General features: G+C 56.0%; 16 protein-coding genes. All 16 read right to left on the bottom strand.

The window, feature by feature from the left end; genetic code table 11:
* Positions 1 to 191 precede the first annotated feature (191 nt).
* The 16 genes from thrB to sepF all read right to left on the bottom strand — a co-directional run bounded on the left by thrB (position 192) and on the right by sepF (position 15,507).
* Positions 192 to 1,142 (bottom strand): homoserine kinase, encoded by a 951-nt coding sequence (thrB, locus tag HMPREF9166_RS01180; protein WP_009442207.1) that lies wholly within the window; start codon positions 1,140 to 1,142, stop codon positions 192 to 194.
* Entirely contained in the window at positions 1,139 to 2,440 is a 1,302-nt protein-coding gene (locus HMPREF9166_RS01185) for a homoserine dehydrogenase (protein WP_009442208.1), read from the bottom strand. The genes thrB and HMPREF9166_RS01185 overlap by 4 nt, the downstream gene beginning before the upstream one ends.
* A gap of 91 nt (positions 2,441 to 2,531) precedes the next feature.
* Positions 2,532 to 3,110: a glycerol-3-phosphate 1-O-acyltransferase PlsY gene (plsY, locus tag HMPREF9166_RS01190; protein ID WP_009442209.1), complete on the bottom strand. Its 579-nt coding sequence runs from the start codon at positions 3,108 to 3,110 to the stop codon at positions 2,532 to 2,534.
* Entirely contained in the window at positions 3,107 to 4,435 is a 1,329-nt protein-coding gene (gene der / locus HMPREF9166_RS01195) for a ribosome biogenesis GTPase Der (RefSeq protein WP_009442210.1), read from the bottom strand. The genes plsY and der overlap by 4 nt, the downstream gene beginning before the upstream one ends.
* Before the next feature lie 26 nt (positions 4,436 to 4,461).
* A complete protein-coding gene (locus tag HMPREF9166_RS01200; RefSeq protein ID WP_009442211.1) occupies positions 4,462 to 5,853 on the bottom strand; it encodes a DUF512 domain-containing protein in 1,392 nt (463 codons plus the stop codon).
* A gap of 29 nt (positions 5,854 to 5,882) precedes the next feature.
* Positions 5,883 to 7,592 carry a proline--tRNA ligase gene (locus tag HMPREF9166_RS01205; protein WP_009442212.1) on the bottom strand — a complete coding sequence of 570 codons (1,710 nt, stop codon included), beginning with the start codon at positions 7,590 to 7,592 and terminating at the stop codon, positions 5,883 to 5,885.
* A complete protein-coding gene (gene ispG, locus HMPREF9166_RS01210) occupies positions 7,589 to 8,668 on the bottom strand; it encodes a flavodoxin-dependent (E)-4-hydroxy-3-methylbut-2-enyl-diphosphate synthase (protein WP_009442213.1) in 1,080 nt (359 codons plus the stop codon). Before ispG ends, HMPREF9166_RS01205 begins: the two co-directional genes overlap by 4 nt.
* An 8-nt stretch (positions 8,669 to 8,676) precedes the next feature.
* Entirely contained in the window at positions 8,677 to 9,717 is a 1,041-nt protein-coding gene (rseP, locus tag HMPREF9166_RS01215; RefSeq protein WP_009442214.1) for an RIP metalloprotease RseP, read from the bottom strand.
* A gap of 20 nt (positions 9,718 to 9,737) precedes the next feature.
* A complete protein-coding gene (locus HMPREF9166_RS01220) occupies positions 9,738 to 10,559 on the bottom strand; it encodes a phosphatidate cytidylyltransferase (protein WP_009442215.1) in 822 nt (273 codons plus the stop codon).
* Positions 10,560 to 10,574: 15 nt separating this feature from the next.
* Positions 10,575 to 11,369, bottom strand: coding sequence for an isoprenyl transferase (locus HMPREF9166_RS01225; RefSeq protein ID WP_009442216.1), 795 nt, complete (start codon positions 11,367 to 11,369; stop codon positions 10,575 to 10,577).
* 82 nt (positions 11,370 to 11,451) lie between these two features.
* Positions 11,452 to 11,685 (bottom strand): hypothetical protein, encoded by a 234-nt coding sequence (locus HMPREF9166_RS01230; RefSeq protein WP_009442217.1) that lies wholly within the window; start codon positions 11,683 to 11,685, stop codon positions 11,452 to 11,454.
* Positions 11,685 to 12,242 (bottom strand): ribosome recycling factor, encoded by a 558-nt coding sequence (gene frr, locus HMPREF9166_RS01235; protein ID WP_009442218.1) that lies wholly within the window; start codon positions 12,240 to 12,242, stop codon positions 11,685 to 11,687. The genes HMPREF9166_RS01230 and frr overlap by 1 nt, the downstream gene beginning before the upstream one ends.
* Positions 12,239 to 12,964 (bottom strand): UMP kinase, encoded by a 726-nt coding sequence (gene pyrH, locus HMPREF9166_RS01240; RefSeq protein WP_039980801.1) that lies wholly within the window; start codon positions 12,962 to 12,964, stop codon positions 12,239 to 12,241. Before pyrH ends, frr begins: the two co-directional genes overlap by 4 nt.
* Positions 12,965 to 13,083: 119 nt before the next feature.
* Positions 13,084 to 13,950: a translation elongation factor Ts gene (gene tsf, locus HMPREF9166_RS01245; RefSeq protein WP_009442220.1), complete on the bottom strand. Its 867-nt coding sequence runs from the start codon at positions 13,948 to 13,950 to the stop codon at positions 13,084 to 13,086.
* A gap of 72 nt (positions 13,951 to 14,022) precedes the next feature.
* Positions 14,023 to 14,727, bottom strand: a complete 705-nt coding sequence (gene rpsB / locus HMPREF9166_RS01250) for a 30S ribosomal protein S2 (protein ID WP_009442221.1) — start codon at positions 14,725 to 14,727, stop codon at positions 14,023 to 14,025.
* Positions 14,728 to 14,940: 213 nt separating this feature from the next.
* Entirely contained in the window at positions 14,941 to 15,507 is a 567-nt protein-coding gene (gene sepF / locus HMPREF9166_RS01255; RefSeq protein ID WP_039980803.1) for a cell division protein SepF, read from the bottom strand.
* Positions 15,508 to 15,643 lie beyond the last annotated feature (136 nt).

The raw sequence follows: 15,643 nt of genomic DNA on the forward strand, positions 1-15,643 counted from the left end.
CGGGACCTTGCGACAATTAAACTTGCAATTTGCCATCACTGATAAATTCGGCACAATCATCTTGACGCATCTCTTTTGCCCGCACTTCGGCGGAAAATCCTCCACAGAGCACCACTCTGCGTCCGGTTTTCCACCTCGTTCGGACGAAAAAATCTACGCCAATCCGGCAGACCTCATTTTATCAGTGATTCCTATGATTTTACATTCGCATTCCTGCGATGGAGGACACGCGCTCCCTTCGTATCGAGACGAAGCTGCAGGGGACGTGCTTCGATCTCGTGCGAACGGAATGCCTCGCGCATCGCATGGGCAACATCCTCGGTGCAGTTCCGTTTCTCCGGAACAAAGGCGATGAGACAGGGACCCGCTCCGCTGAGCGCCGCGCCGCATGCCCCCGCCTTATTTGCAGCGGCAAAGACATCGAACATCCCCGGGATGAGCGGCGCACGGTAGTTTTGATGCAGTGCATCCGCAAAGGCGTTGCACAGATGCTTCTCAGATCCGCGCGACAGAGCCGCCACAAGCATGGCCGCATGGCTGATGTTAAAGACAGCATCCTTCATCGGCACCTCGGCAGGGAGCACCTCACGCGCCGACTTCGTCGAGAGGTAAAAGTCCGGCACCATGACGACGAACCGCAGAAAGATACGCGGCAGGAAGGAAAAGCATTCCACCGTTCCATCCGTCACGGTATTTACCGTAAAGCCGCCATAGATCGCTGGTGCCACATTGTCCGGGTGCCCCTCAATGTCCGTCGCAAACTGCAGCAGCGCATGACGGTCAAACGGACTGCCAATGAGCGCATTTGCTGCTGTCAGTCCTGCGACAATCGCTGTCGCACTGCTGCCAAGCCCACGCGAGAGCGGAATACGGTTGCTCATGCGGATCTGTGCACCGCGAAATTCCTCCGCACGCCCCGCTTTATCCAAGAGATAGCGGATGGACTTCCAGACGATATTGCGCTCGTCGCCCGGAATGTAGGCGGCGCCCTCACCGCGTGCCGCGATCAAAAGCCCCGGCTCACGCGTAAGCGTCAGGGTCATTTCGTTATACAGCGTGCAGGCAAGGCCGAGCGCATCAAAGCCGGGGCCGAGATTCGCGCTCGTCGCAGGGACACGTACGCGTACACTGCGCTCTGTCATAGTGTATCCTCCTGCCCGTCCGCCACACGGATCAGGCTGCGCACCTCGCGTACGACAGGAAGTGCCTGCAGTGATGCAGCAGCGGCAGAGGCAGCCGCATGTGTCACAACGTGTGTCACAGCAACGATCTCCGCATCTCCGCTCACCGTCGACCTTGCCTGAATGACCGACCGCAGACTGACCCCCGCGCGTCCAAATGTCGTGGCGATCTCACCGAGTACGCCCGGCTCATCGGCGACGACAAGGCGCAGATAATAAGAGGAGCGCGTCTTCTCCACAGGGCAGAGTTTTTTCTTCGCACCAATCCGATACTTCATGCGCCCCGTCGTCCCTGCAACGATATCGCGCGCAACCTCAATGACATCCGCGACCACAGCAGATGCCGTAGGAAGCGAGCCTGCACCGCGGCCGTAGAACATCGCCTCACCGATCACATTGCCGCGCACAAAGACCGCATTGAATACGCCGTTGATTGAGGCGAGCGGATGCGTCTTTGGGAGGAACACGGGATGCACACGCACATCGATTCCCTCCTCCGTATTGCGTCCCACTGCGAGGAGTTTGATGACGTAGCCAAGGTTCAGCCCGTACTCAATGTCATCTTCCGTAATATGTGAGATTCCCTCGACGGAGACATCCTCGAACTCGACGATGGTATCAAAGGCAAGTGACGCCAGAATCGCCGCCTTACGCGCGGCATCCAAGCCGTCTACATCCGCCGACGGATTTGCCTCAGCATAGCCCTTTTCCTGTGCACGTCGCAGTACAGCATCGTAGCTGATATGCTTCTCCGTCATCTTCGTCAGCATATAGTTCGTCGTTCCGTTGATGACGCCCATGACCTCGGAGATTTCGTTCGCCGTCAGACATTCCTTCAACGGCTTGATGATCGGGATGCCGCCGCCGACACTGCCCTCATAGAGGAAATCGACGTGATGCTTATCCGCTATACCATAGAGCTCCCGCAAATGTTCGGCAATGACATCCTTGTTGGCGGTGACGACATGTTTGCCCGCACGCATGGCACGCAGCATGTAGTCCTTTGCCGGCATGAGCCCGCCCATCACCTCGACGACAATCGAGATCTCCGGGTCGTTCAGGATCTCCTCAAAGTTGTCCGTGAGGGCAATTCCCTCTGCCTCCGGACGATATTTCTTCGCATCGCGGACGAGAATCTTCTTGATCTCGATGCGTGCGCCACAGCGTCCTGCGATCGTCTCCCCGTTCATAGACAGGGTGCGGATAACGCCGGAGCCGACTGTCCCCGCACCCAAAAGAGCTATCTTGACTGTATTCACAGAATCCCATCCTCCCTGACCACTGCTGCTGATGCACTATCTCAGTCCAAGTATATCATACCATACACACCCAGTATCACAAACGATAGCGTCAGATTTTATTTTCGGTTCCGTGCATCAGCCGTCCGATGTTCTCACGGTGACGGAGAATAACGAGAATCGCCGCCACAGCCGTAAAGAGAACGTACTCTGTCGGATACCCGTAAAGTGCCGCAAGAAACGGTGCAAGAAATGCCGCGACGACAGAGCCGAGGGAGACATAGCGTGACACATAGACGATTGTCAGCCAGATGACAAAGATGATAAACGTCACCTGCCCCATCAGCATCGTCAGAACGCCAAGTGAAGTTGCAACGCCTTTGCCGCCGTGAAAGCGGAGAAAGAGCGAAAAGCTGTGCCCGAGAATGGCACACAATCCTCCGACGACTGCAGCGAGCGGCGTACTGACAAGGAGCAGTCCAAGCATAACGCCCGCCTGCCCTTTCAGGCTGTCCGCAACAAATACGGCAATGCCCGCGCCCTTTCCGAGCGTGCGCCACGCATTCGTCGCACCGATATTGTGACTGCCATAGTCGCGCAGATCCTTATGCCAGATCAGTTTTCCAAGAATCAGTCCACTCGGAATCGATCCGATGAGATAGGCGGCGATGGCTGCGGCGAGATACATCATTGTTCTTCCTCCTTGCGCGCGCGCACCACGAGGCGGATCGGCGTTCCCTCGAAACCGAAGCTCTCGCGCAGACGATTTTCGATAAAGCGCAGATAGGAGAAGTGCATGAGTTCGGGGTCATTGACGAAAATAATGAACGTCGGCGGGACAATACTCACCTGCGTGACAAACAGAATCTTGAGCTGCTTGCCCTTCTTCGTCGGCGGCGGATTGACCGATACCGCATCGCGGATCAGCTCATTGAGTACACTCGTCTTGATGCGCATCGACTGCTGCTCCGCCACATATTTCACGAGTTCCGTCACGCGCTCCACACGCTGTCCCGTCAAGGCCGACGTATAGAGGACAGGGGCATACTGGAGGAAGCCAAGCTTTTCGCGCAGATCATCTGTAAAGCGCAGCGTCGACTTGTCGTTCTTCTCTGGGAAAATATCCCATTTATTCACGACGATGATGACACCCTTGCCCGACTCGTGCACATAGCCCGCAATCTTCGTATCCTGTTCCAGAATCCCCTCGGCAGCGTTAATGACCATGAGGACAACCCCCGCACGGTCGATCGCGCGCAGGGAGCGCATCACGCTGTACCGCTCCACAGGCAGAGTGATCTTTCCCTTGCGCCGCATCCCTGCCGTATCAATGAGAAGATACTTTGCACCGTCTTTGGTAAAATGTGTGTCAATCGCATCGCGGGTCGTCCCCGGCACATCACTGACGATCACGCGCTCCTCACCGAGCAGACGATTCACGAGCGATGATTTGCCGACATTTGGACGACCGACGACGGCAATAGCGATCTCATCCGTCTCCTGTGACTCCGCCGGCTCTTCCGGGAACGCCGCGACGACGGCATCCAGCAGATCGCCGAGATTCATCGCATTGGAGGCAGAGATGGGAATCGGGTCACCGAGCCCAAGCGAATAGAAATCGTAGATCAGCGCCTCACGCTCAAAACTGTCGATCTTGTTGACCGCCAGAATCACGGGTTTTTTCGTCCGCCGCAGAAGACGTGCGACCTCCTCATCCGAAGTTGTCAGTCCTGCCCGCCCATCGACGAGAAAGAGGATAACATCTGCCTCCTCCATCGCCAGCTCTGCCTGAGAACGCATCGAACGCAGGATATGGTCGCTCTCATCGAACTCTATGCCGCCGGTGTCAATGATCGTAAACTCATGGTTCAGCCACTCCGCATCCAGATAGATGCGGTCACGCGTCACGCCCGGCATATCATCGACAATGGAGACACGCTTTTTGCCGATCTGATTGAACAGCGTTGACTTCCCGACATTGGGCCGCCCGACCACTGCCACAATAGGTTTGCTCATGATCCCTCACTCCTCTCCCTGCATCCTCAGCGATTTCCTGCCACAGGCTTTGTATAGCCCGCGTTGCTCTGCCATGTATAACCGCCGCTCGCACGTGTGCGATGATAATGTGCCCAATCCGAAAGCGCTGCATAGTAGTCCGCGCCCGTCGCTACCGGCTCGATGCGCAGGGCAGGAAATTCCGCCCGCAGGGCATCAAGAGTCATATCATCCAGAAAGACATCCTCCCCCTCACGCAGTGCCGATGCGGGAATGAGTACACCGTCAACGTCACGGGGCATCTTTCGCAGGGCCGCTGCAATATCTGCACCGATGAGGAGGCCCGACACATTGACCATCGCACCGAAATGACGATTTTCAACGGGCAAGACGAAAATATTCTGCTCCAGAGGATCAAGCTCCCGCGCCTTTGCCGCCAGAACGGGAGCAATCGCCGTTCCGCTCACGACGGCGAGGTGAGCGTCGCATGCGGCGCCGCGCTCCTTTGCCGCATCCCACTCCCCGATGAAGCTGCGCGTCAGCCCAATCCCATTGTCGAGCTGGGGAAAGCCATCGTACATTGCGGCAGGCGGAACCTCGCGCCCTGCCAGAAAGTAAAATTCATCGGCAAGGTAGATGAAGGTACGCCCTTCTTCTACACGCATTTTTTCCTGCCACGGCTCGGCCTGGTCGATCACGCGCGCTGCACCGTCCCGATCAAACTGAACGAGCGGGAACGGATCCGTTCGATGCTTTGTCAGTCCAACGGGTACGATGGCGAGCGAAAGTGCATGAGGACGCCGCGCCGTAATGTCACGAATCGTCCGCTCGAGTTCCTCTCCGTCATTCAGCCCGGCACAGAGCACCACCTGCGTATGATACTCCACGCCCGCCTCTTCGAGCCGCGCGAGCTGCCCAAGAATATCCCCTGCCCACGAACATCGCAGTATCTCCGCACGCAGGACGGGATTCGTACACTGCACCGATACGTAGAGAGGAGAGAGATGCAGCCGTGCAATACGCGCGTAATCCGCCTCCCCCATGTTGGTCAGTGTCACAAAATTACCATAGAGAAAGGACAGGCGGTAATCGTCATCCTTCACAGAAAGGCTGTGGCGCATGTGCGGGGCAATCATATCGACAAAGCAGAAATAGCAGTGATTCGCACATTCACGAATCCCGTCGAATACGGCGCTCTCAAACTCCACGCCGAGCTCCTCGTCATAGTCCTTGTCGAATGCAATGCACTCCTGCGTCCCATCGGCATGTTCAACGAGAAGCTCAATCTCCTCGTCCGCCATCGCAAAGCTGACGTCAATAATATCGCGCAGCGGCATATCGTTGATCGCAAGGATCTTATCCCCCGCCACAAGCCCCAGCTCATCGGCAAGGCTTCCCTCCGGCACGCGAAGAATTACTCCTGGATATGCCTTTGCCACATTCCCCTCCCCTTCTCGAAGCAGCTATTTCAAAGTACTGCCAGCATATCCTTCACGCCCTTCAGGTACGTATCCCGCGCAAAGTCCACGAGTTCACCGGATTGGCGGATCTTCACCTCAATCGTTCCATTTTCTATGGTCTTGGGTCCGATCGCAATGCGCACAGGATAACCGATGAGATCACAGTCGTTGAACTTCACGCCCGCACGCTCACGACGGTCATCGAGCAGTACATCGACACCTGCAGCACGCAGCTCCTCGTAAATCTCCTCAGCGTATGCGAGCTGTTCCTCCACCTTGGCGTTTACTGCCACGACGACGACTTCGTACGGTGCAATCGCACGCGGCCAAATGATGCCATGTGCATCGTGGTTCTGTTCGATTGCCGCCGCCATCGTGCGCCCGACACCGATACCATAGCAGCCCATCTGTAGGGGCTGCGTCTTCCCAGACTCATCGAGGAACGTCGCCCCCATTGCCTCACTGTACTTCGTGCCGAGCGCAAAGATCTGTCCTGCCTCAATGCCCCGTCCGATATGAAGATGTCCTACTCCGCAGGAAGGGCACAGATCGCCCTCTGCAACAAGGCGAATATCCGTCACGGTCACTGACCCAAAGTCGCGCTGCGGGTTGACGTTAATATAGTGAAAGTCCTGTTCATTGGCGCCAGAGACCGCATTGTGCATCCGCATGGCCGTCTCATCAACCACGATACACGTGCCCTCTTTGATGCCAATCGGGCTCATAAAGCCCGGGCACCCGCCAGCCGCGCGAATGGCCGCCTCATCCGCCATACGCAGCTCCTGTGCCCCAACGGCATTCGCAAGCTTCACTTCATTGACTTCGTGGTCGCCGCGCAGGAATGCGAGGACGAGTACATCCTCCTCGGTCTGATAGGCGACTGCCTTGATCGTCTTCTCGACAGGAATCCTGAGATACTCAGCAAGCATGGCAATCGTATGAGCATCGGGCGTTGCCACTTTTTCAAGCGGCAGTGCTTCCTCCGCAGCGGCATCGATGGGACGCAGTGCCGCCTTCTCGTCACTCGCAGCATAGCTGCACGCATCACAGCAGGCAATACGCGACTCCCCCTCAGGGGCAAGAACGGTAAACTCCTCCGAGTGCCCGCCGCCGATTGCACCGCTGTCGGCCTCCACCGCACGGAAGTTCAGTCCGCAGCGCGTGAAAATATTCGTATAGGCCACGGCCATCTTGCGATAGGACTCGTTCATCCCCGCGATATCCTTGTCAAAGGAATAGAGATCCTTCATGATGAACTCACGGCTGCGCATCACTCCAAAACGTGGGCGACGCTCATCACGGAACTTGTCCTGAATCTGATAGAGCATGAGCGGGAGCTGCTTGTACGAGCGCACCTCATCACGCACGAGCGCCGTAATCATCTCCTCATGCGTCGGTCCCATGCAGAACTCGCGGCCATGGCGATCCTTCACGCAAATCATCTCCGCGCCGTATGCTCCCCAGCGGCCGCTCTCCTCCCAGAGTTCGGACGGCTGCAGGATTGGCATCATGATCTCCTGTCCGCCTGCGGCATCCATCTCCTCACGGATGATCTGCTCAATCTTTCGGATGGTGCGCCACGCGAGCGGCAGATAGGTATACATCCCGCCGGCAGACTTGCGAATGAGACCAGCGCGGTACATGAGCTGATGGCTCGCAATCTCCGCCTCCGCAGGCGTATTTCTAAGGGTAGGCGCGTACAGATTCGTTGCTCTCATGACCGTTTCCGTTCCTCCAATATCGCATCAATCTCCCGAAAAAGTTCGGGCAGCAGTTCTTCTTCCTTTACCTTGCGAATGACCTCTCCCTTGCGGAAGATCAGCCCCTCGCCATTGCCGCCGGCAATACCGACATCCGCACCGCGTGCCTCACCGGGACCATTGACGACACAGCCCATCACAGCCACCTCGATGGGATCCTCCATGCCGCGCAGACGTTCCTCGACCTTCTCCGCGATGGAGGCGAGATCGATGCTCGTCCGCCCGCACGTAGGACAAGCGACGAGCGTTGGCCCATACTCCTTCAGACCGAGCGCCTTCAGAATCTCATTTGCCGTACGAACTTCGACGACGGGATCACCTGTCAGCGAGATGCGTATCGTATCGCCAATTCCCTCGGCGAGGAGAGCCCCGACACCGACAGCAGACTTAATGATGCCCGTCCCCGCCGTGCCCGCTTCCGTGATACCGAGATGCAGCGGGTAGTCTGTGCGTTCACTCATCAGACGGTAGGCCGCAAGTGTCAGCGGGACATCATGTGCCTTGAGCGAAATCTTCATGTCATGAAAATCCAGCTCCTCCAGAATGCGCACGTGTTCCATGGCAGATTCAACCAAGGCCTCCGCCGTGACGCCACCATACTTCTTGAGCATTTTATGGTCAAGTGAGCCGGCATTCACGCCGATGCGGATGGGGATCCCCCCCTCACGTGCCGCCGCGACGACCTTTTTCACGCGCTCCGTCCCACCGATATTGCCGGGATTGATGCGCAGAGCCGCAATCCCCTGTGCCATCGCCTCAAGCGCAAGCTTGTAGTCAAAGTGGATATCGGCGACAAGCGGAGTTTTCACCTGGCGAATGATATTGCCGAGGTTCTTTGCCGCCGCCATATCTGGCACAGCGAGGCGTACGATATCACAGCCTGCCGCCGCGAGTTCGCGGATCTGCCTTACTGTAGCCTCCGTATCCGTCGTCTTCGTGTTGCACATGGACTGCACGGAGATCGGTGCACCACCCCCGATGGGGATATTCCCAATATGAATCTGCCGCGTGTGGCGGCGTTCAAATGTTGACATGACGCGGGTCAGCCTCCTGCAAAAATACGTACGACATCATTCTTCATCGCGAGCAGCATCAACAGAATAATCAGCCCCACACCCGCATTTTGGATATAGTGCATGACCTTCGGGCTCAGGGGCTTGCCACGCACCGCCTCAACACAGAGCGTCAGAAAGTGTCCGCCGTCCAGTGCCGGTACGGGCAGAAGATTGATGATCGCAAGATTGAGACTGAGGAGTGCGGCGAAATTGAGGAGCGGGACAATGCCCATCTCTGCGACTTCTCCCGCCATCTGTGCCACACCGATTGGCCCCGCAAGTTCCGAGCCGGAGAGCTCCAGAATGATCCGATAGAGCGCATCGAGCATCATCACGACAATCATCGCCGTCCGCTCAAATGCCATCGAGATGGACTGGAAGAAGCCAGGATAGGTGCTGGTATAGGCATTCACAATGCCGATGTATCCACGCTGCTGTGAGGCATCATAATGTGGGGTCACACTGACCGTCAGCTCCTGCTCATTGCGCTCCACCTGCATCGTCATCGGAACTGTTCCGTGGTTTGTGCGAATGGCGTCCACCATCTCCTGCCACGTCTCGATGGGCTTACCATCGATCGCAATGATGCGGTCATTCGCCATGAGCCCCGCCTGTGCAGCAGGATTATCGGCAAGCACCTTGCCAAGAACAGGCGCAGGATTCGGCGTCTGCACCCCGGCAAAGAAAAAGATCCCGAAAAAAAGAACGATCGGCAGGATAAAATTCATCGCCGATCCAGCAAGAATCACAATCATGCGGGAGAGAATCGGCTTGCGGCAATAGCCGCGATCACCGGCATCGTTGTCATCTGCTGCCATGCCGGCAATATCATTGAATCCGCCCAGCGGAACCAGACGGATCGAATAGACTGTCTCTCCATAGCGAAAATGCACAAGACGCGGTCCAAAGCCGATGGCAAATTCATCCACGCGCATCCCAGTCAGTTTTGCCGTGATAAAATGCCCCAGCTCGTGCACAAAGACGAGCAGTCCGAAGACAAAGACTGTCGCAGCAATTTTCTCTAACATCCAAGCTCCTTTTGCCCCACTCAGCGCAGGACAATGTATACCGTATAGTAATAGACCAGCGGCGCCGTAAAGAGGACACTGTCAAAGCGATCCCATACACCGCCGTGCCCCGGGATAATCGCGCCCGAGTCCTTGATGCCCGTCTGTCGCTTCATCATGGACTCGACAAGATCACCAAGCGTACCGAGCACGGCAATCGCTGCGCCCAGTGCAGCCATCTGCGGCAGCGGCATTGCGAGAAGCCAGCCAAGCCCCACAATGACAGCAATCGTACCGATCAGGCCGCCAAAGAATCCCTCGATCGTCTTATTCGGGCTAATAGCAGGTGCCAGCTTGTGCGAGCCAAACGCACGCCCGGCAAAATAGGCGAAACTGTCACTCGCCCATGTCCCGATAAACATCACCCAGACCATCGCTGCTCCGCAGGAAAACGTCTCAATCGGCGTCGTATAGACAGGCCCCGTCATATTCCGCAGGAGAATAAGCAGTGCAAATGGCATGCCGATGTAGCAGATCCCCGCCACAGAAACAGTCGCATCGTGAACTGACACATCGCCGCGCAGGAGGACGCAGGTCATCAGGGCTAGCGTCGAGGATGCGATCAAGGCAAGCAGAATCACGCTCTCCTGCCCGATGAACGCGCCATACAGCATCCCCCCGATGCCAAGAATACCGGAGAATAAGGCAGGACTACCTCCACGGTGCGAAAATGCACGTGTATACTCAAACCACGCGAGAGCTGCGAGCACCGCTGCGGCAACCGTAAACGTTGTTCCGCCCGTCTGTGTAACATATCCTGCAATACCAATGCCGATAATGCCGGAGATAATGCGTGTAATCAAAGACAGCCTCCATCTTTATTCTTCTGTAGTAAGCCCGCCAAAGCGCCGACTTCGTCCCGCAAAGTCCTCAATGGCACGCTTAAGTTCTTCCGGTGTGAAATCCGGCCAATGCGTCTCCGTAAAATATAGCTCTGCATAGGCAGACTGCCATAGGAGGAAGTTGCTCAGGCGAAGATCGCCGCTCGTACGGATGAAGAGATCCACGGGCGGATCGCCCGCCGTATCGAGTGCATTGGAAAAGAGTGCCTCGTCGATTTCCTCGGGGCGAAGCTCCCCTTCTGCGACACGCGTGGCCAACTTGCGAACAGCACGCACGATCTCATCCTGGCTGCCATAATTCGCCGCCAAATTAAAATGCACGCCGGTATTATGCGCCGTACGCTGCTCTGCATCCTCCATACGGGCAAGGAAACGATCAGAGAAGCGATCCCGCCGACCGATGAAGCTCATACGGACATTTTGCTCATGCATCTCCGTGATCTCCTTCTCCAGGAAAGAATCGAAGAGATTGAGCAGAAAATCGACTTCCCGATGAGGGCGCTTCCAATTCTCTGTTGAAAAGGCATAGACGGTCAGCACCTCTATGCCTATATGCGAAGCGGCACGAACAATACGCTTCAAGGTACGCGCCCCCGCCTCATGGCCTGCCGAGCGTGATTTTCCTTTCCCTTCTGCCCATCTTCCATTGCCATCCATCACGATGGCAACATGACGTGGCAGACTGGCACGATCGAGTGCAAGATTGGAAAGGCTGTGATCGCTGTCGATGTCCGGCGTATCATTTTTTTTGCCGAATATTCTCTTCCACATATCAAATCTTTCCCCTTCTCCTATGCCTTTACTCTTCTACCAAAACACCCCTTCGGCGGATGCCGAAAGGGGTGTCGCGCATTCAGCGGAAATGTTCTTCGTAGGCGGCGACAGTCGGACTGCACAGCGGAAGTTCCGTGAGCGTGACCTGATGCACAGCCCCATTCTGGTGAACACGAATGACATAGGACTGCGTCTCATCGACGGGAAAAAAAGGACGTGATGCACGCGATACCGATATCGTGTAGGATGCGCCTTCGGCATCCAGCTCCCGTCGCACCTCATCCCATGGACGTGCCGAAAAGGAATCCTCCATCAGATCTCCATGACCTCTTTTTCCTTTGCTGCACGCATCTCGTCCATCTGCTTGACGAACTTATCGACGAGCTTTTGCACAGAGTCCTGACCGCGCTTGGACTCGTCCTCATTGATCTCCTTGTCCTTCTCGAGCTTTTTGATCGCCTCGTTTGCATCGCGTCGGATATTGCGCAGAGCGACCTTCGCCTCTTCCGTCTTCTTGCCGACCGTCTTGATCAGCTCCTTGCGGCGCTCCTGCGTTGGCTGAGGGATCGCAAGGCGAATCACATTCCCGTCAGAGTTCGGCGAAAGACCGAGATCAGACTTTGAGATGGCGATTTCGATCTCATGCAGAATAGACTTCTCCCACGGCGTAATGACGATCATGTGCGGCTCCGGCACCGTCACCTTGGCAAGCTGGTTGACCGAGGTCGGTGTCCCATAGTAGGGCACCATGATCTTATCCAAGAGATTCGGCGTTGCGCGTCCTGCGCGCAGCGAAGAGAACTCGCGGCGAAGCGCCTCGATCGCCTTACTCATACTCTCCTCATGCTTTGACAGAATATCCTTGATCATACTGCTTCGCCTCCTACTGTTGTGCCAATCGGCTCGCCAAATGCTGCCCGTGCAATATTTTCATGCACATCAATATTAAACACCACCATGGGGATGTTATTCTCCATGCAGAGACTAGTCGCCGTCGCGTCCATGACCGCGAGTCCCTTGTTCAGAATATCAATATACGCCAGTTTCTCAAAACGCTTGGCATTGGGGTTCTTATTCGGGTCGGAATCGTAGATGCCGTCCGTTCCCTTCTTCGCCATGAGAATAACGTCCGCCTCGATCTCCGCAGCGCGCAGAGCGGCCGTCGTATCCGTGGAAAAATAGGGATTCCCCGTACCTGCACCGAAGATCACCACGCGCCCCTTCTCCATGTGACGGATGGCACGGCGGCGAATATACGGTTCTGCCACCTGACGCATCTCAATGGCACTCTGGACACGCGTGTCAACGTCCTGATTTTCGAGAGCATCCTGCAGGGCGAGTGCGTTCATCACAGTCGCCATCATCCCCATATAGTCTGCCGTCGTGCGGTCCATCCCCTTCGCACTGCCCGCGAGTCCGCGCCAGATATTTCCTCCGCCGACCACAATGGCGACATCGATACCGTGATCGCGTACCTTCTTAATCTGCGCGGCAATTGCCTCGACAACCTGTGGATTGATCCCGAATCCCTGATCTCCCGCGAGCGCTTCTCCGCTCAGCTTCAACACGACGCGACGATATTTCGTTTCCAAGACGACTCCTCCTGTCACGCACATTCTCTGCGCCATTATAGCACATTTTTCCAAAAAAATCCGCAGACCATCTGCAAAAAAGAGCTGCCGTCGGGCAGCTCTCCTCTCTTCATATCATCTTACTTCATCTGAGCAGCGACCTCTGCAGCGAAGTCCTCCTGCTTCTTCTCGATGCCTTCGCCCAGCTGATAGCGCGTAAACGCCTTGATCTCTACCGAGCCGAGCACATCTGCAATCTTCTTCTCTGGATCCTTGACGAATTTCTGCTCAAGCAGGCAGACTTCCTCATAGAACTTATTGATACGCCCCTCAACCATCTTCTCGATGATCTTCTCGGGCTTGCCCTCCTCAAGCGCCTGTTTACGGAGGACTTCCTTCTCATGCTCGATATGATCAGCCGTCACGCCAGCACGATCAATCGCGAGCGGCGCCGCTGCCGCAATCTGCATCGCAATATCCTTGCCGAGCTGCTCATCCCCACCGGAAAGCTCAACGAGGACGCCGATCTTACCGCCCATGTGGATGTACGTTGCCACACGGCCTGCATCCTCATAGCGGGCGAAGCGGCGAAGGGAAATCTTCTCCCCGATCGTTGCCGTTGCCTCGGTAATGAGGGAGGCAACATCCTTGCCATCCAGCGTGCTTGCATTCAGTGCATCGAGATCTGCCGGGTTCGTCTCTGCAATGTGCTTTGCGACCTTCGCACTGAGCTCACGGAACTGTTCATTGCTGGCAGCAAAGTCCGTCTCGCAGTTGATCTCGACAATGACACCGACCTTCGCGTCGGACGAGAGATATGCTGTCACCGCGCCCTCAGCAGCGATGCGTCCCGCCTTCTTCTCGGCCTTTGCAATCCCCTTCTCGCGCAGATAGTCGATTGCCTGCTGCATATCGCCGTTCGTCTCTGCGAGAGCCTTCTTGCAGTCCATCATACCTGCGCCCGTGCGCTCACGCAGTTCCTTTACCATCGCTGCACCAATTGCCATTATCGTTCCTCCTATGATCGTTCCATAAAAAAGGGGTAAGGGGATAATGCTCCCTTACCCCACTGTCTTTGATTACTCAGCCGCTTCCTGTGCGCCGCCCTGATTTCCCTCGAGCACAGCGTCTGCCATGCAGCCCGTGAGAAGCTTCACGGCACGGATCGCATCGTCGTTGCCCGGGATCACATAGTCGATCTCATCCGGGTCACAGTTCGTGTCGACAATCGCGACGATGGGAATGTTCAGCTTGCGTGCCTCGGCAACCGCAATACGCTCCTTGCGCGGGTCAACGACAAAGAGTGCACCCGGCAGACGGTTCATATCCTTAATACCGCCCAGATAACGCTCGAGCTTCTCCTTCTCGTGGCGCAGCCCCTGCACTTCCTTCTTCGTGAGAACCTCGAACGTGCCGTTCTCCTCCATCTCCTCAAGTGCCTTGAGACGATGAATACGACGCTGAATCGTCTGGAAGTTCGTCAGCATGCCGCCGAGCCAACGCTCGTTGACGTAGTACATATTCGCACGGAGCGCCTCCTCGCGGATGGCCTCCTGTGCCTGCTTCTTCGTGCCGATGAAGAGCACGGACTTCCCTTCCTGCGCAACGCTGCGAAGGAAATTGTACGCCTCATCCACCTTGCGCACCGTCTTCTGCAGATCAATGATGTAGATACCATTGCGCTCCGTGAAGATGTAACGTGCCATCTTCGGGTTCCAGCGACGCGTCTGATGTCCGAAATGGACACCTGCCTCCAGAAGCTGCTTCATAGAAATGACTGCCATAAAATACCTCCTGTTGTTCTTCCGCGCTTCTCATCCGCTGTACCACCGCATAAATACGGCACAGAACAGCTATCGAAAACGCGTGTTTTTTACACTAGGGCGTATTATAGCATACCATAGGCGCCAAAACAACGCCCTGCAGAATTTTTTTACAAAAAAAAGAGCTCCAGCACGAAGACGTTGGTCTTCGCGTAGAGCTCCTCTGCCTATCATTCAGTTGGTCTTCGTCGCTGCAAGTGGATCCGTCACATCAACACCCTTCGGTGCATAGAGTATGATCGTACTCGACACGACATGTGCCGTGCCATGCATTACATAGCAGGCACCATTCAGGAAGTCACAGACACGACGGCGTTCCGGCTCGCTCATGCAGTCAAAATTCACGGCGATCGCAATCCCCTGTTTCAGCTGGACCACCGCCGGGGCCGCATCATCGTAACGACGCGGACGATGAATCCGCACGCGCAGTTCCGATACCTTCGTCGTATGTACCGTCAGCGGCGTCGAACTCCCCTCCCCTGTCACAGGCGTACGCGGAGATTGAAAGGAACTGGTGCTGCCATAGGAAGGCGATGAGAATGACGACACCGTTCCCCCATTGGCAACGCGTCGCTGGGAAGCAAAACTCTGCTGTGCTGCCTGCGTCGTCTGAGCAGTCTGTGACGCCTGCTGTGCGCGAATCGCCTCTTCCTCTTCTTCGTCCTCAGCAATCGGTATAAATGAGTCCACAACGTGTGAAACCATATCTTTCACACGTGAAAACAAAGATTCCGCCCCCATATACCTCTTCCTTCCTTGATCTGTATCATCCGCCGAAAATTGGCGACAAATTCTCATCCTGCTAACGCAGACATATTATCATATTTCTTTCAGAAAAGCAAGTGCACCGACAAGAAAGTTGATGAAAAAACTTTTC

The organism is Selenomonas sp. oral taxon 149 str. 67H29BP (assembly GCF_000146365.1).
Taxonomy (GTDB): domain Bacteria; phylum Bacillota; class Negativicutes; order Selenomonadales; family Selenomonadaceae; genus Centipeda; species Centipeda felix.

Bases quoted from the DNA above. Each gene is read 5' to 3' on its own strand.
- thrB (WP_009442207.1), bottom strand. From the start codon at position 1,142: ATGACAGAGCGCAGTGTACGCGTACGTGTCCCTGCGACGAGCGCGAAT.
- plsY (WP_009442209.1), bottom strand. From the start codon at position 3,110: ATGATGTATCTCGCCGCAGCCATCGCCGCCTATCTCATCGGATCGATT.
- der (WP_009442210.1), bottom strand. From the start codon at position 4,435: ATGAGCAAACCTATTGTGGCAGTGGTCGGGCGGCCCAATGTCGGGAAG.
- HMPREF9166_RS01205 (WP_009442212.1), bottom strand. From the start codon at position 7,592: ATGAGAGCAACGAATCTGTACGCGCCTACCCTTAGAAATACGCCTGCG.
- ispG (WP_009442213.1), bottom strand. From the start codon at position 8,668: ATGTCAACATTTGAACGCCGCCACACGCGGCAGATTCATATTGGGAAT.
- rseP (WP_009442214.1), bottom strand. From the start codon at position 9,717: ATGTTAGAGAAAATTGCTGCGACAGTCTTTGTCTTCGGACTGCTCGTC.
- HMPREF9166_RS01225 (WP_009442216.1), bottom strand. From the start codon at position 11,369: ATGTGGAAGAGAATATTCGGCAAAAAAAATGATACGCCGGACATCGAC.
- HMPREF9166_RS01230 (WP_009442217.1), bottom strand. From the start codon at position 11,685: ATGGAGGATTCCTTTTCGGCACGTCCATGGGATGAGGTGCGACGGGAG.
- frr (WP_009442218.1), bottom strand. From the start codon at position 12,242: ATGATCAAGGATATTCTGTCAAAGCATGAGGAGAGTATGAGTAAGGCG.
- tsf (WP_009442220.1), bottom strand. From the start codon at position 13,950: ATGGCAATTGGTGCAGCGATGGTAAAGGAACTGCGTGAGCGCACGGGC.
- rpsB (WP_009442221.1), bottom strand. From the start codon at position 14,727: ATGGCAGTCATTTCTATGAAGCAGCTTCTGGAGGCAGGTGTCCATTTC.
- sepF (WP_039980803.1), bottom strand. From the start codon at position 15,507: ATGGGGGCGGAATCTTTGTTTTCACGTGTGAAAGATATGGTTTCACAC.